This is a genomic window from Streptomyces sp. CNT372 (genome assembly GCF_000377145.1).
Genome location: NZ_KB897790.1, coordinates 100717 through 125231, shown reverse-complemented (window position 1 = coordinate 125231; position 24515 = coordinate 100717). Strand labels below are relative to the sequence as shown.

General features: G+C 74.5%; 21 protein-coding genes. 11 read left to right on the top strand and 10 right to left on the bottom strand.

Going from position 1 to position 24515, the window contains the following annotated elements; translation table 11 throughout:
- Nucleotides 1–301: 301 nt before the first annotated feature.
- On the bottom strand, nucleotides 302–1009 hold the full coding sequence (locus C593_RS0125510) for a GntR family transcriptional regulator (RefSeq protein WP_018850165.1): 708 nt from the start codon (nucleotides 1007–1009) through the stop codon (nucleotides 302–304).
- Between the two features lie 208 nt (nucleotides 1010–1217).
- Here C593_RS0125510 and C593_RS0125505 point away from each other — a divergent pair, with 208 nt between their 5' ends.
- From C593_RS0125505 to C593_RS0125490, 4 genes are all read left to right on the top strand, one after another.
- Entirely contained in the window at nucleotides 1218–2495 is a 1278-nt protein-coding gene (locus C593_RS0125505) for an MFS transporter (protein ID WP_018850164.1), read from the top strand.
- Nucleotides 2492–3250: a 5-oxoprolinase subunit PxpA gene (locus C593_RS0125500; RefSeq protein ID WP_018850163.1), complete on the top strand. Its 759-nt coding sequence runs from the start codon at nucleotides 2492–2494 to the stop codon at nucleotides 3248–3250. Before C593_RS0125505 ends, C593_RS0125500 begins: the two co-directional genes overlap by 4 nt.
- Before the next feature lie 65 nt (nucleotides 3251–3315).
- Nucleotides 3316–3933 (top strand): 5-oxoprolinase subunit B family protein, encoded by a 618-nt coding sequence (locus tag C593_RS0125495; protein WP_026278072.1) that lies wholly within the window; start codon nucleotides 3316–3318, stop codon nucleotides 3931–3933.
- Entirely contained in the window at nucleotides 3930–4799 is an 870-nt protein-coding gene (locus C593_RS0125490) for a 5-oxoprolinase subunit C family protein (protein WP_018850161.1), read from the top strand. Before C593_RS0125495 ends, C593_RS0125490 begins: the two co-directional genes overlap by 4 nt.
- 208 nt (nucleotides 4800–5007) lie before the next feature.
- On the opposite strand, the gene C593_RS0125485 is transcribed toward C593_RS0125490, so the two are convergent.
- From C593_RS0125485 to C593_RS0125470, 4 genes are all read right to left on the bottom strand, one after another.
- Complete coding sequence (locus C593_RS0125485) at nucleotides 5008–8643, bottom strand: hydantoinase B/oxoprolinase family protein (RefSeq protein WP_018850160.1); 3636 nt, start codon at nucleotides 8641–8643, stop codon at nucleotides 5008–5010.
- Nucleotides 8644–8746: 103 nt separating this feature from the next.
- A complete protein-coding gene (locus C593_RS0125480; RefSeq protein ID WP_018850159.1) occupies nucleotides 8747–9874 on the bottom strand; it encodes a glycosyltransferase family 4 protein in 1128 nt (375 codons plus the stop codon).
- A 202-nt stretch (nucleotides 9875–10076) separates the two neighbouring features.
- Nucleotides 10077–11495, bottom strand: coding sequence for a hypothetical protein (locus C593_RS0125475; RefSeq protein ID WP_018850158.1), 1419 nt, complete (start codon nucleotides 11493–11495; stop codon nucleotides 10077–10079).
- A 379-nt stretch (nucleotides 11496–11874) separates the two neighbouring features.
- Complete coding sequence (locus tag C593_RS0125470; protein ID WP_018850157.1) at nucleotides 11875–12267, bottom strand: ankyrin repeat domain-containing protein; 393 nt, start codon at nucleotides 12265–12267, stop codon at nucleotides 11875–11877.
- 270 nt (nucleotides 12268–12537) lie between these two features.
- Between C593_RS0125470 and C593_RS0125465 the strand changes: the two genes are divergently transcribed.
- The gene (locus C593_RS0125465) at nucleotides 12538–12732 is read left to right on the top strand and encodes a hypothetical protein (RefSeq protein ID WP_018850156.1); all 195 of its coding nucleotides are present in this window, start codon (nucleotides 12538–12540) and stop codon (nucleotides 12730–12732) included.
- Between the two features lie 36 nt (nucleotides 12733–12768).
- Nucleotides 12769–14364, top strand: coding sequence for a hypothetical protein (locus tag C593_RS0125460; protein ID WP_018850155.1), 1596 nt, complete (start codon nucleotides 12769–12771; stop codon nucleotides 14362–14364).
- Between the two features lie 213 nt (nucleotides 14365–14577).
- Here C593_RS0125460 and C593_RS0125455 read toward each other — a convergent pair whose 3' ends face one another.
- Entirely contained in the window at nucleotides 14578–16077 is a 1500-nt protein-coding gene (locus C593_RS0125455; protein WP_026278071.1) for an SCO1417 family PLP biosynthesis transcription factor, read from the bottom strand.
- 101 nt (nucleotides 16078–16178) lie between these two features.
- On the opposite strand from C593_RS0125455, the gene yczE reads away from it, so the two are divergent.
- The 4 genes from yczE (at nucleotide 16179) to C593_RS0125435 (ending at nucleotide 19702) form a co-directional block, all read left to right on the top strand.
- Complete coding sequence (gene yczE, locus C593_RS0125450; protein ID WP_018850153.1) at nucleotides 16179–16898, top strand: membrane protein YczE; 720 nt, start codon at nucleotides 16179–16181, stop codon at nucleotides 16896–16898.
- Nucleotides 16895–17659 carry a glycerophosphodiester phosphodiesterase family protein gene (locus C593_RS0125445; protein WP_018850152.1) on the top strand — a complete coding sequence of 255 codons (765 nt, stop codon included), beginning with the start codon at nucleotides 16895–16897 and terminating at the stop codon, nucleotides 17657–17659. Before yczE ends, C593_RS0125445 begins: the two co-directional genes overlap by 4 nt.
- 58 nt (nucleotides 17660–17717) lie before the next feature.
- On the top strand, nucleotides 17718–19073 hold the full coding sequence (locus tag C593_RS0125440) for an MFS transporter (protein ID WP_018850151.1): 1356 nt from the start codon (nucleotides 17718–17720) through the stop codon (nucleotides 19071–19073).
- 254 nt (nucleotides 19074–19327) lie between these two features.
- Nucleotides 19328–19702, top strand: a complete 375-nt coding sequence (locus C593_RS0125435) for an RNA polymerase-binding protein RbpA (RefSeq protein WP_026278069.1) — start codon at nucleotides 19328–19330, stop codon at nucleotides 19700–19702.
- A gap of 99 nt (nucleotides 19703–19801) precedes the next feature.
- On the opposite strand, the gene fxsA is transcribed toward C593_RS0125435, so the two are convergent.
- The 4 genes from fxsA to C593_RS0125415 all read right to left on the bottom strand — a co-directional run bounded on the left by fxsA (nucleotide 19802) and on the right by C593_RS0125415 (nucleotide 23837).
- Nucleotides 19802–20377 carry an FxsA family membrane protein gene (gene fxsA, locus C593_RS0125430; RefSeq protein ID WP_018850149.1) on the bottom strand — a complete coding sequence of 192 codons (576 nt, stop codon included), beginning with the start codon at nucleotides 20375–20377 and terminating at the stop codon, nucleotides 19802–19804.
- Nucleotides 20378–20423: 46 nt separating this feature from the next.
- Entirely contained in the window at nucleotides 20424–21221 is a 798-nt protein-coding gene (locus C593_RS0125425; protein WP_018850148.1) for a polyprenol monophosphomannose synthase, read from the bottom strand.
- Nucleotides 21222–21758: 537 nt separating this feature from the next.
- Nucleotides 21759–23387: an amidohydrolase gene (locus tag C593_RS0125420; RefSeq protein WP_018850147.1), complete on the bottom strand. Its 1629-nt coding sequence runs from the start codon at nucleotides 23385–23387 to the stop codon at nucleotides 21759–21761.
- Between the two features lie 9 nt (nucleotides 23388–23396).
- Complete coding sequence (locus C593_RS0125415; RefSeq protein WP_026278068.1) at nucleotides 23397–23837, bottom strand: Lrp/AsnC family transcriptional regulator; 441 nt, start codon at nucleotides 23835–23837, stop codon at nucleotides 23397–23399.
- 204 nt (nucleotides 23838–24041) lie between these two features.
- On the opposite strand from C593_RS0125415, the gene C593_RS0125410 reads away from it, so the two are divergent.
- On the top strand, nucleotides 24042–24446 hold the full coding sequence (locus C593_RS0125410; protein ID WP_018850145.1) for a hypothetical protein: 405 nt from the start codon (nucleotides 24042–24044) through the stop codon (nucleotides 24444–24446).
- Nucleotides 24447–24515 lie beyond the last annotated feature (69 nt).

The window sequence follows — 24515 nt, the reverse complement described above, 5'->3', positions numbered from 1 at the left end:
GCCCCCGGGTCGGAGGGCTCCCGGGCCCGGGCTGTCCGCGACGCCGGACCGGACAGCCCGGGCCCGCAGGAGCCTGGTCCCCTGCGGGCCGCGCCCCCGGCCCGCAGGAGCGGGGGCGCCGACGGGCCACGCCCCCGGAGCGGGGCCGGGGCGTGGCCGCCACCAAAGCCGGGCGTGGGCGCCCGCCGGAGCGAGCCGGGCCGGGGCGTCGGCGCGAGCCGGAGCGAGCCGGCCCGCGCTCCCAGCGGAGCGGAGCGCACGCGCGGCGCGCGCCGTCCCGGGCGACCGTGCGCCCCCGCGCCTACCCCCGCTCCTCCGCGACGCGCTCCCCGTACGCGGCGACGAGGCGGGCGCGGGAGTCGTCGAGGTAGGCGGAGAGGAGGCGTTCCGCCTCCGTCCGCTCACCGGCGCGCAGCGCCTCGACGATTTCGCGGTTGCGGACCAGGTAGGGGTCGTGGAGGGCGCGCGGGTCGTCCACCACGTGGAACGCGAGGCGGAGTTCCGCCAGGACCCCCCTCATCAGTTCGTCGGTGCGCGCGCTGCCCGCCAGGGCGACGAGTTCGCGGTGGAAGTGGATGTTGGCGGTCGAGACGCCCTGCCAGTCCCGCTCGCGGGCCGACCGCTCGCCGCCCGCGACCGCCGCGTCGAGCGCGTCGAGCGGGTAGGGCGGGTCGCCGAGCCCCTGGACGACCGCGCACTCCACGAGCTGGCGGATGCGGTAGATGTCCTCGACGTCCTCGACCGCGAGCATCCGCACGAAGACCCCTCGGTTCAGCTGGTGCACCAGCAGCCGCTCGTGCGTGAGGAGCCGGAACGCCTCGCGCAGGGTGTTGCGGGAGACGCCGAGCGCCCTCCCGATCGCCTCTTCGGAGAGGCGTTCACCGGGCGGGAAGTAGCCCTCGGCGATCCGGGTGCGCAGGATGTCCGCGACCCGCTCGGCCGTGCTGGTGCGCCCCAACAGGTGCCGGTCGTCGGCCAGATCCCCGCGGTCGGGCTCCGTCGTCCCCACAACACCCCTCTTCTCCCGCCCCGGTCGGCTCGAACCGGCGCACAGGCGTACATCGTAGAAGCCGGAACGCTCCCGTGCGCCCCTTGTCGGATCGTTCAACAATCCCCTACGTTGACGTCACCGTCCGGAGCGGACCGGACACGCGCCCCACCGCCGGGTCCGCCGACGGCACTCCCCCGTGCGTCCCTCCCCACCCAGCGAGGTGCAGATGAGTACGACCAAGGCACAGCCGGTCCTCGACGAACGCCCCGAGGACACCGGTGCGTTCGCGTGGCTGCGCTCGCTCGGCCCGCGCGGCCGCCGGGCCTTCAGCGGCGCGTTCGGCGGGTACGCCCTCGATTCGTACGACTACTTCACCCTGCCGCTGAGCATGGTGGCGATCTCCGCCTACTTCAGCCTGGACAACGGGCAGACGGGCCTGCTCACCACCGTGACCCTGGTCGTCTCCGCCTTGGGCGGCGTCCTCGCCGGGATCCTCGCCGACCGGATAGGCCGGGTCAGAGCGCTGCTGATCACGGTGGTCACGTACGCGGTGTTCACCGTGCTCTGCGGTTTCGCGCCCAACTACGAGACCCTGCTGGTCTTCCGCGCCCTCCAGGGGCTCGGCTTCGGAGGCGAGTGGGCGGTCGGGGCGATCCTCGTCGCGGAGTACGCCACCGCGCGGCACCGGGGGCGCACCCTCGGCGCGGTGCAGAGCGCCTGGGCCGCCGGCTGGGCCCTCGCCGTCCTCGTCTACACCCTGGTCTTCCACTTCCTGGACCCGGACACGGCGTGGCGCGTGATGTTCTGGACGGGCGCTCTCCCGGCGCTGCTCATCGTCTACGTGCGGCGGAACGTCAGCGACGCGCCGGGCGCCGCCGAGCAGCGTCGCACCAGCGCGCACCGCGGTTCGTTCTCGGCGATCTTCCGCAGGGACCTGCTGCGGGTCACCGTCTTCGCGACCCTGCTCTCCACCGGCGTACAGGGCGGGTACTACACCCTGGCCACATGGGTGCCGACCTACCTGAAGACCGAGCGCGAGCTGACCGTCGTGGGCACGGGCGGATATCTGGCCTTCCTGATATCCGGCGCCTTCATCGGCTACCTCACCGGCGGGTATCTGACAGACCTGATCGGCCGGAAGAACAACATCCTGCTCTTCGCCGCCCTGTCGGCGGCCGGCATCCTGGCCTACACCAACATCCCGGCCGGCTCGAACTCGCTGCTGCTGGTGCTCGGATTCCCGCTGGGCTTCTGTATGTCGGCCATCTTCAGCGGCTTCGGGTCCTATCTGAGCGAGCTGTACCCGACGGCCGTGCGCGGCACCGGGCAGGGCTTCACCTACAACAGCGGCCGTGCCGTGGGCGCCTTCCTGCCGACTCTGGTGGGCTTCCTCTCCGACAGCTGGGGAGTGGGCGGGGCCCTCGTCCTCGGCGCGGCCGGCTACGGCCTGGCGGCCCTCGCGCTGGCCGGGCTGCCGGAGACCCGCGGAAAGGAACTGCTGTGAGAGCCATCGACCTGAACGCCGACCTCGGCGAGGGGTTCGGCCGCTGGCGGCTCACCGACGACGAGCAACTGCTGTCGGTGGTCACCAGCGCCAATGTCGCCTGCGGCTTCCACGCCGGGGACGCGGTCACCATGCGCCGGGTCTGCGAACTCGCCGCGGCGCACGGGGTCCGGATAGGCGCCCAGGTGTCCTACCGAGACCTGGCCGGCTTCGGCCGCCGCGCCATGGACGTCCCGCCGGACGAACTGGCCGCCGAGATCGCCTATCAGATAGGCGCGTTGGCGGTGTTCGCCCGGGCCGCCGGGTCCCGGGTCTCCTATGTGAAGCCGCACGGGGCCCTGTACAACCGGGTCGTGCACGACGAGGAGCAGGCCGAGGCCGTGGTGGCGGGGGTGCTGCTCGCCGGGGAGCAGCTGCCCGTGCTCGGCCTGCCCGGGTCGCGGCTCCACGCGGCGGCCGGGAAGGAGCGGCTCGCGGTCGTCCCGGAGGCGTTCGCGGACCGCGGGTACACGGCGGAGGGCACCCTGGTGCCGCGCGGCCGGGAGGGCGCGGTGATCAGCGACCCGGCGGCGGTCGTCGAACGCTCGGTGGGCATGGCCCGGTTCGGGGTGGTCACCTCGGTCTGCGGGCGGTCCGTGGAGGTACGCGCCCGGTCCCTGTGCCTGCACGGGGACACCCCCGGGGCGGTGGCCCTCGCCCGGCAGGTCCGCGGCGAGCTGGAGACGGCCGGTGTCACGGTGGAGGCGTTCGTATGACCACGCACGGAGCGCCGGTGACCACGCAGGAGGCGGCGGCGCCCGCATCGGGCCCGGGCCGGCCCGTGCGCGCCCTGCCCGTCGGCGACCGGGCGCTGCTCGTCGAGCTGGCGGGCGCCGCCGAGACGGCCGCCTTCCACGCCGAGGTGCTGCGCCGGCGCGGGGCCGGGCTGCTGCCGCCGGTGCGCGAGGTCGTGCCGGCCGCCCGCACCGTCCTCCTGGACGGGTTGGACGATCCCGCCGGGCTCGCCCGCGAGCTGGTCCGCTGGGAGATGCCCGACCCGGACCGGGGCACGGCGGGCGTGGTCGGGATACCCGTCCGCTACGACGGCCCGGACCTGCCCGAGGTCGCACAGCTGTGGGGCGTCGGGGTGGACGAGGCGGTGCGCAGGCACACGTCCCTGACGTTCCGTGTGGCGTTCTGCGGATTCGCTCCCGGCTTCGCCTATCTGACCGGGCTGCCGGCCGGGCTGGCGGTACCGAGGAGGCCGACCCCGCGCACGGTGGTCCCGGCGGGATCGCTGGCGCTGGCGGGCGAGTTCACGGGCGTGTACCCGCGGTCCTCGCCCGGCGGCTGGCAGCTGATCGGCGCCACGGACACGGTGCTGTGGGACCCGGCGCGGGAGCCCGCGGCCCTGCTGGCACCGGGCACCCGGGTGCGTTTCACGGCGGTGGGCCGGTGACGGACCGGGCTCTCGCCGTGGTGCGGGCGGGTGCGCTGACGACCGTGCAGGACGCGGGCCGTCCGGGCCACGCCCACCTCGGGGTGCCCCGCTCGGGAGCCCTCGACGGCCCCTCCGCCCGGCTGGCGAACCGACTCGTCGGGAACCCGGAGGACGCGGCGGTCCTGGAGACCACGCTCAGCGGCTGCGCGGTCCGGCTGCGGGCCCCCGCGGCGGTCGCCGTCGGCGGTGCGCCGTGCGCGGTGACGGTGGACGGGCGTCCGGCGCCGTGGGGAGCGCCCCTGCGGGTCCCGGCCGGCGCCGTCCTCGGGGTGGGCCCGGCGGTACGCGGGGTGCGCTCGTACCTGGCGTTCGCCGGTGGCGTCGCCGTGGACCCCGTGCTGGGCAGCCGGTCGACGGACCTGCTGTCCGGGCTGGGCCCGGCGCCGCTCACGGACGGCGCGGTGCTGCCGCTCGGCACCCCGGCCGGTCCCCCGGCCCGGCTCGACGCGCCGGTCCCGTGGCCCGCCCCGCCCGCCGAACTGGTCCTGCGGCTGAGGCCGGGCCCGCGCGACGACTGGTTCGCCCCGGGCGCGCTGCGGATCCTGGCCGGGCCCGGGTACCGGGTGTCCTCGGCGAGCAACCGCATCGGCCTGCGTACCGATGGGCCGCCGCTGGAGCGGTCCGTTCCGGGTGAACTGCCCAGCGAGGGCATGGTGCTGGGCGCGGTCCAGGTGCCGCCCGACGGCCGCCCGGTGGTCTTCCTCGCCGACCACCCGACCACCGGCGGTTACCCGGTGGTGGGAGTGGTCGACGAGCGCGACCTCCCGGCGGCGGCCCAGGCCGTCCCGGGGACGCCGGTCCGCTTCGTCCCGGTACGCCGCTGACCTTTGTGCGGTGCGCCGCTGACCTTTGTGCGGTGCGCCGCTGACCCTCGTCCCGGTACGCCGCTGACCCTCGTCCCGGGGACGCCGCTGCCCCACGTGCCGGCGCACCGCTGACCCCCGTCCCGGTGTGCCCGGTCGGCCGTCGAGCCCGGCCACGACGAGGTCCACCGGCCCTAGCCGCCCGCAAGCGCCGTGGGTTCAGGGTGCCTCAGGAGGTGTCCGGCGGCGGGGGGCCGTAGCCGCCACCTCCGGGTGTGCTGACGACGAGGACGTCCCCCGGCCCGACCTCCACCGTGTCCACGCCCTCCAGACGCTCGGTGCGGCCGTCCGCCCGCACCACCCGGTTCTCGCCGAGGACGCCCGCCTCCCCGCCCGCCATCCCGTACGGGGCGACCCTCCGGTGCCCGGTGAGCAGGGTGACGGTCATGGGCTCCAGGAAGCGGATCTCCCGGACGACGCCGTCGCCGCCGTGCCGGTGCCCCCGCCCCCCGCTTCCCGCGCGCAGCCGGAAGGAGTCCACCCGCACCGGATGGCGCCACTCCAGGACCTCCGGGTCCGTGAGCCGGGAGTTGGTCATATGCGTCTGCACGGCATCCGCGCCGTCGAAGTCCTCGCCCGCCCCCGCCCCGGAGGCGATCGTCTCGTAGTACTGCACGCGCTCGTTGCCGAAGGTGAGGTTGTTCATCGTTCCCGAGCCCTCGGCCTGGACGCCCAGGGCCGCGTAGAGCGCGCCGGTGACCGCCTGGGAGGTCTCCACATTGCCCGCGACGGTGGCCGCCGGGTACGCGGGGGCCAGCATGGAGCCCTCGGGGATACGGACGTCCAGCGGCTCCAGGCAGCCGCTGTTGAGCGGGATGTCCTCCCCGACGAGGGTCCGGAAGACATACAGCACCGCGGCCCTGACCACCGAGGAGGGGGCGTTGTCGTTCCCCGGCCGCTGGGGCGAGGTGCCCGTGAAGTCGATGACGGCGGACCGCGCCGCCCGGTCCACCCGCACCGCGACCCGGATCACCGCGCCGCCGTCGGTCTCGTAGCGGTACTCCCCGTCGCTGAGCCCGGCGACGATCCGCCGGACGGACTCCTCGGCGTTGTCGCGTACGTGCCGCATATACGCCTGGGCGACGTCGAGGCCGAACTCCTCGGTGATGCGGCGGAGTTCGGCGATGCCCTTCTCGTTCGCCGCGATCTGGGCGCGCAGGTCGGCGAGGTTGGTGTCCGGTGCGCGGGAGGGGTGGCGGGCGGCGGCGAGCAGTCCGCGGGTCTCCTCCTCCCGCAGCCGCCCGTCCCTGACGAGCAGCCAGTTGTCGAAGAGCACCCCCTCCTCCTCCACGGTCCGGCTGAACGCGGGCATGGATCCGGGGGTGATACCGCCGATCTCCGCGTGGTGCCCGCGCGAGGCGACGAGGAAGCGCAGCGCCTCCCCTTCGAAGACGGGTGTCACCACGGTGACGTCCGGCAGATGGGTGCCGCCGTGGTAGGGGTCGTTGATCGCGTAGACGTCCCCGGGCCGCATCCGCCCTTCGTTCCGGCGCAGCACCTCCTTGATGGACTCGCCCATGGAGCCGAGGTGGACGGGGATATGGGGTGCGTTGGCGATCAGGTTGCCGTCCGCCTCGAACAGGGCGCAGGAGAAGTCGAGGCGCTCCTTGATGTTGACGGAGTGCGCGGTGTTCTCCAGGCGCACGCCCATCTGCTCGGCGATCGACATGAAGAGGTTGTTGAAGACCTCCAGGAGGACGGGGTCGACCTCGGTGCCGGCGGCGGTGCGGCCGGGCCGTGCCTCGGCCCGGTGCAGGACCAGGTGCCCGTCCTCCCCGGCGACCGCGCGCCAGCCCGCGTCGACGACGGTCGTCGCGTCCGCCTCGGCGACGACGGCGGGCCCGGTGAGTCCGTCTCCGGCACGCAGCGCGTCGCGCCGGACGAGGGGCACGGTGCGCGACTCCCCCGCGACATGCATCCGTACCTGCTCGGCCGCCCCGCCCGGGACGGGACCGCCCGCGCCGCCCGGCACCGCCCCCACCACCCGGGAGCCCCCGCCCGCACTCTCCCGCCCCTCGTCCGCCGCCCCGACCGCCTCCACCACCACGGCCTCCACGACCACGGGCTTCTCCGTCGTGAACGCGTACCGGGCGCGGTGCAGTTCCTCGAAGGCCGCACGCATCCCCGCGGCCCCGCCCAGCGGGACCGGCAGGCTCGCGTCGGTGCCCGCGTACCGCAGCAGGACCCGCGCGCGGGTGGTGATCGCCTCGTCCGGGACGCCGTCGGCGAGGAGTTCGCCGCGGGTGTCCTCGGCGAGCCGGTCGCACAGTCCGCGCACCCGCCCGGCGCACTCCTCGTCCAGTCCGTCCTCGACGGACTGCTCCCGCATGGCGGTGGCGTCGGCGAGCCCGATCCCGTACGCGGAGAGGACCCCGGCGAGCGGCGGCACGAGCACGGTGTCCACGCCCAGCGCGTCGGCGACCGCGCAGGCGTGCTGCCCGCCCGCGCCGCCGAAGGAGGTGAGGGCGTAACGGGTGATGTCGTGGCCACGCTGCACGGAGATCTTCTTGACGGCGTTCGCCATGTTGAGCACCGCGATCTCCAGGAACCCCGCGGCGACGTCCTCGGGGGTGCGCGGGGTGCCGGTCGCGCGGCCGACCTCGGCGGCGAGGTCGGTGAAGCGGGCGCGCACGGTCTCCGCGTCCAGCGGCTGGTCCCCGTCCGGGCCGAACACGGCCGGGAAGTGGGCGGGCTGGACGCGTCCCAGCATCACGTTGGCGTCGGTCACGGTGAGCGGGCCGCCGCGCCGGTAGCAGGCGGGCCCGGGGACGGCGCCCGCCGAGTCGGGGCCCACGCGGTAGCGGCGGCCGTCGAAGTGGAGCACGGATCCGCCGCCGGCGGCGACGGTGTGGATGCTCATCATCGGCGCCCGCATCCGCACCCCCGCGACCTGAGTGCCGAGTTCCCGCTCGAACTCGCCCGCGTAGTGCGACACATCGGTGGAGGTGCCGCCCATGTCGAAGCCGATGACCCGCTCGTACCCGGCACGGGCCGAGGTCCGCGCCATGCCGACCACACCACCGGCCGGCCCGGACAGCACGGCGTCCTTGCCGCGGAAGTGGTCCGCCTCGCGGAGCCCGCCGTTGGACTGCATGAACATCAGCCGGATGCCGCGCAGTTCGGCGGCCACCTCGTCGACGTAGCGCCGCAGTACCGGGGTGAGATAGGCGTCGACCACGGTGGTGTCGCCCCGGGGGACGAGCTTGATCAGCGGGCTGACCTCGTACGAGCAGCTCACCTGGGTGAACCCGAGCCGGCCGGCGATCCCGGCGACCCGGCGCTCGTGCCCGGGGTGGCGGTAACCGTGCACCAGGACGACGGCGGCCGAGGTGAGGCCGTCCGCGCGGGCGGCGGCCAGGCGCTCGGCGACGGCGTCCTCGTCGAGCGGGCGGACGGTCCGGCCGTGCGCGTCGACACGTTCGGGCACCTCGACGACCCGCTGGTAGACGGCCTCCGGCAGCACGATGTGCCGGTCGAAGATCCGGGGCCGGTTCTGGTAGGCGATCCGCAGCGCGTCCCGGAAGCCTTCGGTGATCACCAGGACGGTCGGCTCGCCGCGCCGCTCCAGCAGCGCGTTGGTGGCGACGGTGGTCCCCATCCGGACCGAGGCCACCCGGTCCGCCGGCACGGGCGCCCCCTCCGGGACCTCCAGCAGCAGCCGGATTCCCTCGACGGCGGCGTCCCGGCGGCGGCCGGGATCGTGCGAGAGCAGCTTGCGGCTCACCAGCCGCCCGTCGGGCCGCCGGCCCACGATGTCGGTGAAGGTCCCGCCGCGATCGACCCAGAACTCCCAGCGCCCGGCCATGGCCTCATTGTCCCGCCGGCGAACCCACCGCACCCTTCGACCCGGCCGCCGCACCCCTCGACCCGGCCGCCGCACCCTTCGGCCTGACCGCCCGGCGGGCCGCTCAGGCCGCCACGGGAGCCGCCCGCGCGCCGATGACCTCGGCGTAGTGGTCCAGGAGCCGGTCGCCGACCACGTCCCAGGTGCGGCCCTTGACCGCCGCGCGCCCGGCCCGCCCGTACGCGGCGCGCAGCCCGGGGTCGGCGGCGAGGAGGGCGACCGCGTCCCGCACCGCGGGGGCGTCGTGCGGCGGGACGAGCAGCCCGGTCCGGCCGTGCTCGACCAGGTCGAGCGGCCCGCCGGCGGCCGGTGCGACAACCGGCACCCCGCTCGCCATGGCCTCCTGGACGGTCTGGCAGAAGGTCTCGTACGGGCCGGTGTGCACGAACACGTCCAGCGAGGCGTGGATCCGGGCCAGCGCCTCGCCCGTGAGCCGGCCCAGGAAGAGGGCGCCGGGAAGGGCGGCGCGCAGAGCCGGACCGGTCGGGCCGTCCCCGACGACGACCAGGCGGACGCCGGGCAGCTCGCAGACCCCGGCGAGGAGTTCGACGTGTTTCTCCTGCGCGAGGCGTCCTATGTAGCCGACGATCGTCTCGCCGCGCCAGGCGATCCCGCTCCGCAGCCGCTCGTCACGCCGCTGCGGCCGGAAACGGGCGGTGTCGACGCCCCGGGGCCAGAGGTGGACCCGGTCGACGCCGTGCGCGGTCAGGTCCCGCGCGGCGGCCGTGGAGGGCGCGAGGGTGCGGTCGGCGGCCCCGTGCACGGCCCGTATCCGCCGCCAGGCGGCGCTCTCGCCGGTGCCGACGTAGGTACGGGCGTACCCCGCCAGGTCCGTCTGGTACACGGCGACGGCGGGCAGCCCGAGCCGGGCGGCGGCGGCCATCCCGCGCGCGCCCAGGACGAAGGGGCTCGCGAGATGGACGAGGTCGGCCCGGTGCGCGGCGACGGCCGCGGTGACCCGGCGGTTGGGCAGGGCGACGCGGACCTGCGGGTAACCGGGCAGCGGCACGGACGGCACGCGGACGACCGGGCAGGGCGCTTCCGCGTCGGCCCGCCGCGCCCCGTCGGTGTCCGGGGCGACGACGAGGGGTTCGTGACCGCGGTCGGCGAGGTGCCGGACGGTCTGCAGGGTGCAGTGCGCGACCCCGTTGACGTCGGGAGGGAAGGACTCGGTGACGATGACGACACGCATGCCTCTGTTGTCGTCCCGCCCGGGGTGGTCGCGCCGACGGAAAGCTGTCCGCCCGGGGAACGTCCCGTGAGCGTTGCGTGCCCCGCCCGCCGGCGGGCCCCACGGCCACCGGACCCGGACGCGCGACCGCCCCGCGACCGCCCCGAACCGGAGCGGAACGAGGCGGGGCGGGTCGGGGCGGGGCGACGGAAGGCCCCGCCGGTCACACCATCGGCATGTCCGGACCGAGGCGGCTGCGCACCGCGCTCTGCACCTCGTCCTCCTCCGCCGGGTCGGCGGCGAGGCGGCGCAGGCGGTCGGCGACGCGCACATCACCGGTCTCGGCGTGCCGGGCGGCGACCTCGCGGGTCGTCTCCTCGCAGTCCCAGAGGCACTCGACGGCGAAGCCGGTGGCGAAGGAGGGGTCGGTGGCGGCGAGCGCCCCGGCCGCACGGCCGCGGAGACGGGAGGAGGTCGTCTCGCGGTAGACGTGGCGCAGGACGGGCGCGGCGCACGCGATGCCGAGGCGCCCGGCACCGTCGACCAGGGTCCACAGCAGAGGGGAGTCGGGGCCGTCGACACGGACGGTCTCCCGCAGGGCGCCGAGCACGAGGGGCGCGTCGGCGGCGGTGCCCCGGCAGGCGAGGACACCGGCGGCGGAGGCCCCGAGGGCGTCGGGCCGGTGCACCCAGCCCCGGGCCCGGTCCACGGCGGCTTCGCCGCACATCCGCTCGAAGGCGGCGACCGCCGCGTCGGCCACGGCGCGGGAGCCGCCCGTCACCGCCTCCTCGATGAGGTCGAGGACGACCGGCTCCTGCGCGCCGGCGAGATAGTGCAGGGCGGCCGAGCGGGCGCCGTCGCTGCCGAGACGGGCCGCGAGCACGATGTCGGTCAGGTCCTCGGGCCCCGCCACGGCGGCGAGGCAGCGGGCCGCGGGCACATGCCGGGGGGCGCCGCGCTCCAGCCCCTCGTCCGCCCAGTCGAGCACCGCGCGCACGCTCCAGCCGGGCCGGGGGCCGGTGGGGCTGAGCTGGCGCTGCCAGCGGTCGAAGGAGCCGGCTTCGCGGGCCGCGCGGATCCGGGCGCCCACGGAGTCGCGGGGGTCCTCGGACCAGAGCCGCCAGGGCCGTGGTTCGAAGGCGTCCCGCACGGCGGTGGCCAGTTCGGCGTCGCCCTCGGGGGTGGCCGGGAAGCGGGCGAGGACGGGGGCGGCGAGGGAGCGCAGTCCGGCGTCGTCGTCGCGGAGCGCGAGTTCGTCGAGTGCCCACTCCCAGTTGGCGCCGGTCGCCGCGTACCGCCGGAGCAGGGCCAGGGCGTCGCCGCGGCCGTAGGCGGCGAGGTGGCCGAGGACGGCGAGGGCGAGACCGGTGCGGGTCTCGGCGGTGTCGAGGTGGTCCTCGGCGTCGCACAGATGGCGCTCGATCTCCTCCAGGGAACCGTGGAGGTCGAGATAGAGGCGTGCGTAGTAGAGGGACCGGTTCTCGACCTGCCAGTCGTGGCGGGGGTCGTGGACCACGCAGTGGTTGAGCGCCGCGAGCGCTTCGGACCGGGGGGCGGCGAGCGCGTGCAGGGTGCCGTCGCCGCGGCCCCGCTGCAGCAGGCCGAGCAGGGTGCCGCTCGGCGCTATGACTGGATCGAACATGGGGAGTGCCTCACATCAAGCTGTCGACGCGACCGGGAAGTGGTGTGCCTACGCCGCGCAGCAGCATGTGGGGCCGCCCGTCGTCCGACGCGTCCTGTGCTCGATGCAAGCCATGGTCCTCTGCCTCTCTTCGGTGCCCTCGGGGGAAGTCCCGGATGATGAGGTCCGGGACAGGGCTGACGTCATGATGACCCACCCATTTCGCCACCGCGACCACATTTACGACGCTCCCCCGGGCCCCGGGGGAGCAAAGGGGAAGTGGTGCTTCCGCTGCCGGGCCCGCGGGGGTCCGTGCGGGACCCGTACGGAGGCCGGCGGGGCCGGGCCGGGTGGGCCCGTGCGGATGCCGGTGGGCGGGCGGGGGTGCGCGGCGGCCGCCTCAGCGGCCGTCGAACAGCTCCAGGAGGTCTGTCTTCCCGAACATCCGCGCGGTATCCACGGCGGAGGGTGTTCCGGCCGCCGGATCGGCACCGCCGGCCAGCAGGGCGCGGATGACAGCGTCCTCGCCCTTGAAGACGGCCCCGGCGAGCGGGGTCTGGCCGCGGTCGTTGGCCCGGTCGGCTTCGGCGCCGCGGGCGAGCAGCGCCTCGACCGCGGCCGCGTGTCCGTGGTAGGCGGCGAGCATGACGAGGGTGTCGCCCTTGTCGTTGGTGAGGTTGGCCGGGACCCCGGCGTCGAGGTAGGCGGCCAGGGTCTCGGTCTCGCCGCGACGCGCCAGGTCGAAGACCTTGGTCGCCAGCTCGATCACCTCGGAGTCCGGGACTTCGCTCATCGGACGGACCGCCTTTCACCACGTGGACCTGGGCGCACGACGACCGGAGTCGTGCGAGTGAACCGACAGGGTACTGCCCGGTCCGTGGCTTGCAGGACCGTGCGGAACTGTGCCGGGTCGCGGGGCCGCACGCGCGCCGGTACGCCGCCACCTGTGGGCCGTTCCGGTGAAAAGAGCGACATTTCACCCGTTCGCACTCATTGTCGTATAGACACTTTTCGTGAGCATGGAAGAACTGATGGTGAATGTCCCCTCACCCAGGAGAACCCCATGATCCTGTCCATTTCGGGCGTCGTGCTGCTCGGCATCATCGTCTTCCTCTTCTTCCGGAAGGACGGCCTCAAGGCCTCGCACGCGTTCGTCTCCGCACTCTTCGGCTTCTTCCTCGCGGGTACCGCGATCGCGCCGAGCATCACGGCAGGCACCACGAGCCTCGCCGGGTTGCTGGGCGGGATCAAGTTCTGACCCCCGTAGGCCCGACGAGAACCCCAGGAGACAGATGTGGCCCGGCGACCACTCCCCCGCATTCTGACCAGCGGCAGCGCACCGATCGCCCGCAGCCGCGAGCTGGCGCGCACGGCCGCCGACAGCGCCACGGACGTCCTCCATCCGCTGATCACGGTCGGCCGTGGTCTGCGGAAGCTGGCCGCCACGGCCCGCAGCAAGTGGGCCGCCACCCCGAAGGAACGGCGTGGTCCCACCCTGTTCTTCGTGGCGGCCGGCGTGCTGGCGGTCGCGCTCATCCCGTACGGGCCGCTGATCGCCCTGATCACGGTGATGGGCGCGGCCGCCTGGGCGGGCCGCGTCCGGGTGCCGGTCAAGACCGGCCCCGACGAGGCCGAGACCGCCCGGCTGCGGGCCCTGTACGAGGCCCTCGTGCCGTACTTCTCGGCGGACGGGGACCCGGCGCCGCTCTTCGCCCACGGCGGTGAGTGGAGCAGGGCCTTCAGCCAGTACGCCTTCGACGACGAGGGCCGCGTCAGCCGGCTGCGCGTGACCTACCCGGCGTACTTCACGGACTCCGAGCCCTCGTCCCGGACCCGGATCGAGAAGCTGCTGCACGCCAAGTCGGGCCGCGGCCGGGAGTACCGCTTCCAGTGGGACGAGGAGGGCAACCAGCTCGACATGAGCGTGCTGCCCGCCCTGTCCACCGCCGTCGTCGCCCAGCACTTCGTCACCTCGCCCGGCGAGACGGTCCTCGGTTTCACCGACGCGGACGCGGTGCAGCGCACCGTTCCCGTCGTCGTCGGCGGGGAGACCGTGCAGGCGCCGCCCGTGGTGTGGCGGACCGGCCCCCGGTCGGGGGAGCCGCATCTGCTCGCGCTCGGGGAGCCCGGCGGCGGCACCACCACCCTGCTGCGGTCCCTCGCCCTCCAGGCCCTCCAGCACGGCGACGTACTGATCATCGAGGGCAGCGGGACGGGCGAGTACACCTGCTTCACCGGCCGTCCCGGTGTCGTCGCCGTCGAGTGCGGGCTCGCGGGTGCGCTGTCGAGGCTGGAGTGGGCGGCGCACGAGACCGAGCGCCGGCTGATCGCCGCGAACCGCGCGCGGCAGGCGGGGCAGCCGGCACCCGAGGACACCCGGCGGCCGCTGTGGATCCTCGTCGACCGGCCCGGCGTCCTCGGCCACCTGGCGGCGGCCGAAGGGCACATGGACCCGCAGGAACTGCTTCAGGTGCCGCTGCGGCACGGCCGCGCGGTGCAGGTCACCGTGGTCGTCGCCGAGCACTTCGACAGCGCCGGGGCGCTGAGCGAGACGGTGCGCACCCACACCCGCGCACGGGTCGTCCTCGGCCCGGTCGGCGAGGAACAGGCCGAGGCGGTCCTCGGGGACCGGCCGCCCACCACTCCCACCCCGGACGTCCCCCCGGGCCGGGGCTACGTGCGCCTCGGCACCGGACCGGTGCTGCGGCTCCAGGTCCCGGCGACGCCCGACCCGTACGAGGACACGACGGCCGAGGAGCTGCGGCAGGCCGTGCTGGCCCTGCTCCCGGCGGACCCCGGCGAGAGAGACGACGGCCGGCGGGAGGACGACGGGGAGCCCGCCCCGGCCGCCCTCCACAAGCCGGTGGCGGCGGTGCCGGCGGAGGGCTGACCGCCACGACGACACGGCGACGGCCGGGGCCCGCGGATTCCGCGGGCCCCGGCCGTCGCCGTGTGCGCACCCCGGCGGACCCGCGCCCTCGCCGTGCGCACCCCCACGGCCGGGACCCGCGCCGGCCCACTCCCCGGACCCGCGCCGGCCCACTCCCCGGACCCGCGCCGGGCCACTCCCCGGACCCGCGCCGGGCCACTCCCCGGGCCCGCGTCAGGCCACGAAGGTGCGGGGCGACTCCGCGCCCGTCGACGCCCCGGTGCGTACCAGGCGCGCCGCCGACGCCAGCCGGGCCGCCGCCTCGTCCGCGACCGGGCCCCCGACGGTGAACGGCAGCCGGACGTACCCCTCGAAGGCGCCGTCCACGCCGAAGCGCGGCCCGGAGGGGACGCGGACGCCGACCCGCTCCCCCACCTCCGCGAGCCGCGAGCCGGACAGCCCGCCGGTGCGCACCCAAAGGGTCAGCCCGCCCCTGGGGACGGTGAACTCCCAGTCCGGCAGCTCCCGGCGCACGGCGGCTACCAGGGCGTCCCGGTTCTCCCGGGCCTGCTCGCGCCGGACGGCCACGGCGCTGTCCCAGCCGCCGGTGCGCATCAGCCAGTTGACGCCCAGCTGCTCCAGGACGGGCGTGCCCAGGTCCGCGTAGGCCCGGGCGGCGACCAGGGAGCGGATCACGTCGGGGGCGGCGCGGACCCAGCCGATCCGCATGCCCGCCCAGAACGCCTTGCTCGCCGAGCCCACGGTGAGAACGGTCGAGCCGGCGGGGTCGAAGGAGCAGACCGGGCGGGGCATCTCCACGTCGTCGTCGAGATGCAGCTCGGACATGGTCTCGTCGACGACCAGGACGGTGCCGGCCGAGCGGGCCGCCTCGACCAGGGCGCGGCGCTGGTCCTCGTCGGCGAGCGCGCCGGTCGGGTTGTGGAAGTCCGCGACGACGTAGACGAGGCGGGGGGCCGCCTCGCGCAGCACCTGGCGCCAGCGGGCCAGGTCCCAGCCGCCCGGTCCGTCGGCCATGGCGACGGGGACGAGCCGGGCACCCGCCTCGCGCATCAGCTGGAGGATGTTGGCGTAGGACGGGGACTCGACGGCGATCCGCTCGCCGCGCCCGGCGAAGAGGTGGCAGATGGCGTCGATGGCGCCCATCGCGCCGGTGGTGACCATGATCTGCTCGGGCATGGTCGGGATGCCGCGCTCGGTGTAGCGGTCGGCGAGCATCTGACGCAGGGCGGGCAGTCCGGCCGGGTAGTCGCCGTGGGTGTGGGCGTACGGGGGCAGCTCCTCCAGGGCGCCCTGGAAGCCACGGGTCAGCCAGGGCTCGGGGGCCGGGAGAGCCGCGCAGCCCAGGTCGATCATGGAGCCGAGGGATTCGGGCGGCAGGGGTTCCAGGCCGCGCGCGGGCAGCGGGTTGCCCGCGGGGACAGCCGTCCAGCTCCCCGCGCCGCGCCGGGACTCCAGGAAGCCCTCCGAGCGCAGGGCCTCGTAGGCGGCGGCGACCGTGGTGCGGCTGACCGAGAGGGAGAGGGCGAGTTCGCGTTCGGCGGGCAGCCGGGCGGCGACCGGTACGCGGCCCTCCAGGACGAGCAGCCGGATGCCGTCGGCGAGGGCGCGGTAGGCGGGCGGGCGGCGGGTGCCGGGGCCCGCGGGGCGCGGCTGCTGCGAGGAGAGCAGACGGGCGAGCTGGGCCGCCCCCACTGCCGAAGTCCACTGGGACATAGAAGTCAGTCCACCTTCCTCGAATTGGCCATGGTTGACAGAAGTTCCGTAGCCACAGAGTGGCATGGATCGATCCACCGACACCACCAGGGGGTAGTCCCATGTCCACGCCGTCCGCCGGGAGTCCGTCCGCCCCGTCTGCCGGGGACCCGGCCGCGCCGGCCGCCGGCCCGCGCTCCGCCTTCCTCGCCCGGCGGCTGTTCCAGCTCTACGCGGGGCTGGCGCTGTACGGGATCAGCTCGGCGCTGCTGGTGCGGGCGGGGCTGGGGCTGGAGCCGTGGGGTGTGCTGCACCAGGGGCTCTCGGAGCGGACCGGGATCTCCATCGGCGCGGTCTCGATCGTCGTGGGCGCGGCGGTGCTGCTGCTGTGGATCCCGATCCGCCAGCGGCCCGGGCTGGGCACGGTGTCCAATGTGTTCGTGGTGGGCCTCGCGATGGACGCGACCCTCGCCCTGGTCCCGGGGGCCGGGTCCCTTGCGGTCCGGATCCCGCTGCTCGTCGCCGGCGTGGTCCTGAACGGCATGGCCACCGGGCTCTACATCTCGGCCCGCTTCGGGCCGGGGCCGCGCGACGGGCTGATGACCGGGCTGCACCGGCTCACCGGCCGGTCGATCCGGCTGGTGCGGACGGTGCTGGAGATCGCGGTGGTGGCGACGGGCTTCCTGCTCGGCGGCACGGTGGGCGCGGGCACGGTGCTCTACGCCGTGGCGATCGGGCCACTGGCGCAGTTCTTCCTGCGGGTCTTCGCGGTGCCCGGTCCGGCGAAGAGGGGGACCGTGGTCGCCACCGGCTCACCGGAGCAGGTCATACTGCGGCCGTGACCCCCATACGCCACCCCTATCTCGACCACCCCCGCCCTCTCGCCTTCGCGCACCGCGGCGGCACGGCGGACGGCATCGAGAACACCGCCGCCGCGTTCCGCCGTGCCGCCGACGCCGGCTACCGCTGGTTCGAGACCGATGTGCACACCACCCGTGACGGGCGGCTGGTCGCCTTCCACGACGACACGCTGGACCGGGTGACGGACACGCGGGGCCGGATCGCGGAGCTGCCGTGGAGCGAGGTGAGCCGCGCGCGGGTGGCGGGCCGTGAGCCGCTGCCGCTCTTCGAGGAGCTGCTGGAGGAGTTCCCTCAGGCCCGGTGGAACGTCGACCTCAAGGCGGAGTCCGCGCTGGAGCCCCTGATCGGCCTGATCCGGCGGACCGGGGCCTGGGACCGGGTCTGCGTGGGCTCGTTCTCGGAGCGCCGGGTGGCCCGCGCGGCACGGGTCGCGGGGCCCCGGCTGGCCACCTCGTACGGGGTGGCGGGGGTGGCGGCGCTGCGGCTCGCCTCGTACGGGCTGCCGGTGCCGCTGCGGGCGGGGGCGGTGTGCGCGCAGGTGCCCGAACGGCAGGGCGGGGTGCGGGTGGTGGACCGCCGTTTCGTGCGCGCGGCTCACGCGCGCGGCCTCCAGGTCCATGTGTGGACGGTCAACGACGCCGAGTCGATGAGGCGCCTCCTGGACCTTGGCGTGGACGGGATCATGACCGATCATCTTCAGACGTTGCGCACGGTGCTGACCGAACGCGGACTGTGGGTGTGAGGACATCGGGTCCGGACTCCCCGGCGCGTCCGCGCACGGGAGACACGAGGGGGCGCGGATGACCGCGGGGACGACGCAGGACAGCGCGGGGCCGGACGCCGCACGGGAGCGGCTGCGGGAGCAACGCGGATGGTACTTCTACGACTTCGCGTGTTCGGTGTACTCGACGACTGTCGTCACCGTATTCCTCGGGCCGTATCTGACGGCGATCGCCCGGGCCGCGGCGGACGAGGACGGCTTCGTCCATCCGCTCGGCATCCCGGTGCGCGCGGGCTCGCTCTTCCCGTACGCGATCTCCGTCTCGATCGTGGTCGCCGTCCTGGTGATGCCCCTGGCGGGCGCGGCGGCGGACCGGACCGGGCGGAAGAAGCCGCTGCTCGCGGCGGCCGCCTATCTGGGCGCGGGCGCGACGGCCGGGATGTTCTTCCTGGACGGCCACCGCTATCTGCTGGGGGCCGCGCTGCTGATCGTCGCCAACGCCTCGCTCGCGGTGTCGATGGTCCTCTACAACGCCTACCTCCCGCAGATCGCCGGTCCGGCCGAGCGGGACGCGGTGTCCTCGAAGGGCTGGGCGTTCGGCTACACCTCGGGTGCGCTGGTCCTGGTGGCCGATCTGGTCCTGTACTCGGGCCATGAGTCCTTCGGTCTGTCGGAGGGCGAGGCGGTCCGGATCTGCCTGGCCTCGGCGGGCCTGTGGTGGGGCGCCTGGACGCTGGTGCCGCTGCGGCGGCTGCGTGACCGGCGGGTGCCGCCGGGTTCGGAGGGGGCTACGCTCTCGGGGTGGCGGCAACTGATCGCCACGCTGAAGGACATGCGCCGCCATCCGCTGACGCTGTCGTTCCTGCTGGCGTACCTGGTCTACAACGACGGCGTGCAGACGGTCATCTCGCAGGCCTCGGTGTACGGCTCTCAGGAGCTGGGCCTGGACCAGACGACCCTGATCACGGCGGTGCTGCTGGTGCAGGTGCTCGCGGTGGCGGGCGCACTGGGGATGGGGCGGCTGGCGCGGGTGTACGGCGCGAAGCGGACGATCCTCGGCTCGCTGGTGGTGTGGACGCTGATCCTGGCGGCCGGCTACTTCCTCCCGGCGGGGGCGCCGGTCTGGTTCTTCTGCCTGGCGGCGGGGATCGGTCTGGTGCTGGGCGGGAGCCAGGCGCTGTCCCGTTCGCTGTTCTCGCACCTGGTGCCGCGCGGCAAGGAGGCGGAGTACTTCTCCGCGTACGAGATGAGCGACCGGGGGCTGAGCTGGCTGGGGCCACTGGTGTTCGGGCTCGCGTATCAGGTGACGGGCAGCTACCGGGATGCCATCATCTCCCTGGTGATCTTCTTCATGCTGGGGTTCGCGCTGCTCGCGCGGGTTCCGGTGCGCCGCGCGGTGCTCGCCGCGGGCAACCCGCTGCCGGACCGCGTTTGAACGCGGAAGTGAAAGGCCGGTAGTGTACGCCTTTGGCCTGCCAGGCGGACCGTTACTGCGCGTTCAAGGACGAAAGACGCTGGGTGACATCTGTTGTCAGATGTGACAAACCGGGCACTGGTGGGTAGAACAAGGGCGGCACGACGGGCGACGCATGACCCGCAACGGGAATCTTTACCGCCGACCGGACGTTGACCGGATGACGACGACAGCGACACCTGTCCTGTGGGCGACAAGCCCGGGAGGCACGATTCATGAGTGAGCGAGCTCTTCGCGGCACGCGCCTCGTGGTGACCAGCTACGAGACCGACCGCGGCATCGATCTGGCCCCGCGCCAGGCGGTGGAGTACGCATGCGAGAAGGGGCATCGTTTCGAGATGCCCTTCTCGGTCGAAGCGGAGATTCCGCCGGAGTGGGAGTGCAAGGTCTGCGGAAGCCAGGCACTCCTCGTAGACGGGGACGGCCCCGAGGAGAAGAAGGGCAAGCCGGCGCGTACGCACTGGGACATGCTCATGGAGCGCCGCACCCGCGAGGAGCTGGAGGAGGTGCTGGCCGAGAGGCTGGCGGTCCTGCGCTCCGGAGCGATGAACATCGCGGTGCACCCGCGCGACAGCCGCAAGTCCGCGTAGTGCGCTGACACGCGGTACCACGGCACGACGAGGCCGGGGCCGGCCACACCTCCGGGTGTGGCCGGCCCCGGCCTCTGCCGCATGCCGCGCCGGGGGTTGTCAGGGGGTGAGGGGCGGGGACGGGGGCGGCGGGGACTGGGGGCGGTCGTCGTCGCGGACGACCTCGCCCTGGACGACCTTGCCGTCGGGCCGGTGCATCCGCGCCTGCTGGAAGGCGCTGCCCAGGCTGCCCGGTCCGGCCGCGTTCATCCGGCGCTCCAGGGAGCGTTCCACGGAGCGGGCGATACGGATGCGTACGGGCGGCAGGAGGAGCAGCAGGCCCACCGCGTCGGAGATCAGGCCGGGCAGCAGCAGGAGGAGGCCGCCCAGCATCAGCAGGCCGTTCCCCTCGCTCGCGCGGGCGGCCTCGGGGGCAGCGCCGGGCGGCTGTTGCTGCTGGCGCTGGATGGTCTCGGTGAGGTTGGTGAAGGCGCGGCGGCCGGCGCGCTTGATCACGACCGCGCCCAGCACAACCCCGCCCGCGAGCAGGGCGAGGACGGTGAGGCCGCCGGCCGCGCCGGCCACCACGGTCAGCAGCCAGATCTCCAGCACCAGCCAGGCGGCGATGCCGAGGGGCAGGAAGGTGCGGACGCGCGAACGTCCGCGGGCGGTCGGAGTGGGTGCACCGGTCGTCATGACCCCAGTGTGCCTGGGCCGCCGCACGAGTGGCGTAAGGAGGGGATCAGTGGCCGCTGGGCTTCCGCCCGAGCAGCCGGTTCGCGCGGCTCCCGACGCCCCAGGCCGTCACCCGCCACAGCGCCTCGACGACGATGTCCCGGCTCATCTTGGAGTCGCCCAGTTCGCGCTCCACGAAGGTGATCGGCACCTCGACGACCTGGAAGCCCGCCTCGACGGCCCGCCGGGCCAGGTCGACCTGGAAGCAGTAGCCCTGGGAGGCGACGTCGTCCAGTCCGAGGCCCTGGAGGGTCCCGGCGCGGAAGGCGCGGAAGCCGCCCGTCATGTCGCGGATCGGGACGCCGAGGAGCATCCGCGAATAGGTGCTGCCGCCGCGGGAGAGGATCTCGCGGTGCCGGGGCCAGTTCACGACCCGGCCGCCCGGCACCCAGCGGGAGCCGAGGACGAGGTCGGCGCCCTTGAGGGCGGTCAGCAGACGGGGCAGTTCCTCGGGCTGGTGGGAGCCGTCGGCGTCCATCTCGACCAGGACGCCGTAGCCGTGCTCGATGCCCCAGCGGAAGCCGGCCAGATAGGCGGCGCCCAGGCCCTCCTTGCCCTTGCGGTGCAGGACGTGGACCTGCTCGTCGACCGCGGCCAGTTCGTCGGCGAGCTTGCCGGTGCCGTCGGGGCTGTTGTCGTCGGCGACGAGGACGTCCGCGTCCGGGACGGCGGCGCGCACCCGCCCGACGATGGCCTTGACGTTCTCCGCCTCGTTGTAGGTCGGGACGATCACCAAGGACGTGCCGAGCGGGCCGTACCGCCTCCCCTGGTCCTCACCGCGGGGAACCGCGCCACCGTCGTTCACTGCTGCCCCTAACGTGTCCGTACGCGCAGGGCCCCACCATAGCGAGCGCGCCCGGCGGTCCGGAGGGTGCGGCGGGGAAACGGGCGGAACACATCGGCCCGCGGCGGCGGTCCGGGGGCCGGCCCGGGGCACGGCAGCGGATCGGACCCGGCGTCCTTCGGGCCGACCTGGGACCCGCTGGCTGCGAGTCGACCGAGAGCCGTTGTCTACTGAACGCCGGGCCCTACCCGGGTCGCACCGCCGGCCGGTGAAACCTTCCCGCTGTCTCCGGTGCGCTGGCGCTGAACCTGGTTCCCAGTGGTGGTGCGCCGGTGCGGCACACCACCCCATGACCCAGCGGCGTTCGACGACGTGCGCGGACGGGTGCCGGTCGGACCGTGTGTGGTGGACGCGGCCGAACCTACCCGGCCACGGCGGCAGGCTGTCAACAGCCGTGTCACCAGCGGGAATACGCCGAACGGCCAGGTCAGCGACGAAGATCCGCAGGTCGTGGCAGAGCGGCGGGGAGATCGCTCCGCGGGACGAAATGTCCGCACGTCACCCGTTCGGTCCCGAGAAGACGGTGCGTCCGCCGACCACGGTCCGCAGGCAGACCGGCAGGTCCGCGCCGGGGGTGAGGTCCGGCAGTCCGGGCGTGCCGGAGCGAGGGTCGGTGGACCAGCGCGCCACGCGGTCGTCGGGGGCCTGGACCAGCAGCCGTCCGGTGCGCCAGAGGGCGTAGTCGGCCGGGGCGCCCGGCACGAGCACACCGGCGTCGTCCCGGCCGGTGGCCCGCCAGCCGCCGCGGGTGTGGGCGGTGAACGCGGCGCGGACGGAGACGCGGTGCCCCGGGGTGCGGTGGAAGGCGGCGGCCCGGACCGTGCCCCAGGGGTCGAGGGGGGTCACGGGGCTGTCGGAGCCGAAGGCGAGGGGCACGCCGGCGCGCAGCAGGGCGGCGAACGGGTTGAGGGCGCGGGCGCGTTCGGCGCCGAGGCGCCGGGCGTACATACCGTCCTCGCCGCCCCAGGCGGCGTCGAAGGCGGGCTGGACGGAAGCGGTGAGCCCGAGTTCGGCGAAGGCGGCCACGGTCTCGGGGGTGAGCAGTTCGGCGTGTTCCACCCGGTGGCGGGCGGCGCGGATCCGGGCGAGGCCCAGCTTCTCCGCGGCGGCCCGGAAGCCGTCCACGACGGCGGTCAGGGCCGCGTCGCCGATGGCGTGGAAGCCCGCCTGGAGCCCGGCCTCGGTGCAGGCGACGGCATGGGCGGCGATCTCGGCCGCGTCGAGCTTGGCGTCGCCGGTGTGCGGGGCGTCGGCGTAGGGCTCGTGGAGGCAGGCGGTGTGGGAGCCGAGGGAGCCGTCGGCGAACAGGTCGCCGGCCGCGCCGGCGGCGCCCAGCGCGCGGGCGCGGTCGATGTCGCGGTCGGCCCAGTAGCCGACGACCCGCGGCACGGCCTCGGTGCCCGCCAGGGCGAGGAGGCCGGTGAAGTCCTCCTCGGAGGAGATGTGCGGGCCTCCGCACTCGTGGAGGGTGCCGATGCCCCGGGAGGCGGCGTGGTGCAGGGCGGCCCGCTGGGCGGCGTTCCGCTGGGCCGGGGAGACGGCGGCATGGGCCGCCTCGCGCACCGCGTGGTGGGCGTCGCCGGTCAGGGGGGCGTCGGCGCGGAAGCCGTCGAGGCCGCGGACGCCGGGCACCAGGTCGAGCAGGGCGGTGGTGACGACGGCCGAGTGGACGTCCACGCGTGTGAGGTAGAGGGGCCGCCCGCCGGTGAGCTCGTCGAGTTCCTCCCGGCGCGGGGGCCGTGCCTCGGGCCAGCGGGAGGCGTCCCAGCCGTGGCCCAGCAGGACCCGGTCGGCGGGGTGGGCCTCGGCGTGGCGGCGGACCAGGGCAGCGGCCTCGGTGAGGGAGCCGGCGGCTGTCAGGTCGAGACCGGTGAGCGCGAGGCCCGTGGCGGTGGTGTGTACATGCGCGTCGGTGAACGCGGGGGTGACCAGGGCCCCTTCGAGGTCGACCACCTCGTCCACACCGGAGGCGAAGGAGTCGGCCGCGCCCTCGGAGCCGACCCAGGCGACATGGCCCTGCTCGACCACCATCGCGGTGGCGAAGGGGTCGGCGGGGCTGTGGACTTCACCCCCGCGCAGCAGCACGGTGCGGTGGTCGTCGTTCCGGGGGGCGGTGCTCTCGGTCATGGGCCAAGACTAGATACGCGGCGGACGCGCCTCGTACGGGGTGGACAGGACGACCGTGGTGCGCGTCGAGACACCGGCCAGGGAGCGGATGCGGGTGAGCAGGTGCTCCAGTTCCAGCGGGGTGGCGACGCGGACTTTGAGGATGTAGTTCTCGTCGCCCGCGACGCTGTGGCACGCCTCGATCTCGGGGACGCCCGAGAGCCGGTCCGCGATGTCGTCGGGGGCGCTGGGGTCGAACGGCTTCACCGAGATGAAGGCGGTCAGCGGCAGACCGACGGCCTCGGGGTCCACCACGGCGCCGTAGCCGCGGATGACACCGCGCTGCTCCAGGCGGCGGACGCGCTGGTGCACCGCCGAGGTGGACAGGCCGGTGGCCTTGCCCAGGTCGGTGTAGCTCATCCGCCCGTCCTTGACGAGCAGTTCCACGATCTGTCGATCCAACTCCTCCATGGCGATCAACCTATTGCCCCGGGGGCCGTCCGGCACAGTCCGGTGCACATCGTGGACACTCCACGGGATGCCATGTGACGAAGACCACACCCGCGAGGCCGCGTCGGCCGTGACCGCACGGTTATCCGGCATGTGCGATGGGCATTGCTTGCTGTGGTCGAGGCCACAAGCGCCTTATCGGCCCATCCGAGGGGGAGATTCTCCATGCAGAACACCAAGAACAGCGGCCGTACCGAACTGGAGCCCGTCGATCCGGACGCCGACGAGTTCGACGCGTACGACGCCTTCGGGATGTACCGGGTCGTCTGCCCGGACTGCGCCCAACCGATCGCCCTTCTCGCCGAGGAGGACGTGCTTCCGGAGCACGCACGGTGCCCGACCCCGTGGAATCCCTTCGGCCTGACGGTGTGCGCCGGTACCGGCCGCGCGGCCTCCGAGGCCCTCCCGGCGGACGGCGCCGCCGAGGCCGTGGAGCAGGAGACGGTCGTGGTGCTGACCCTCCCGCAGGGGCTCGACTGGCGCACCCAGCCGTTCTCGCACGTCGGCGGTCCCGGCTCGCGGCCCATCAAGCGCCCGGTGGTCAGGGCCGCCCTGCGCCGCGCCGCCTGAGCGGCGGCTCCGGCGCGCACACCACGGTGTCCGCGCGGGAACGCGCAACCACATCCGCGGCTGCACCCA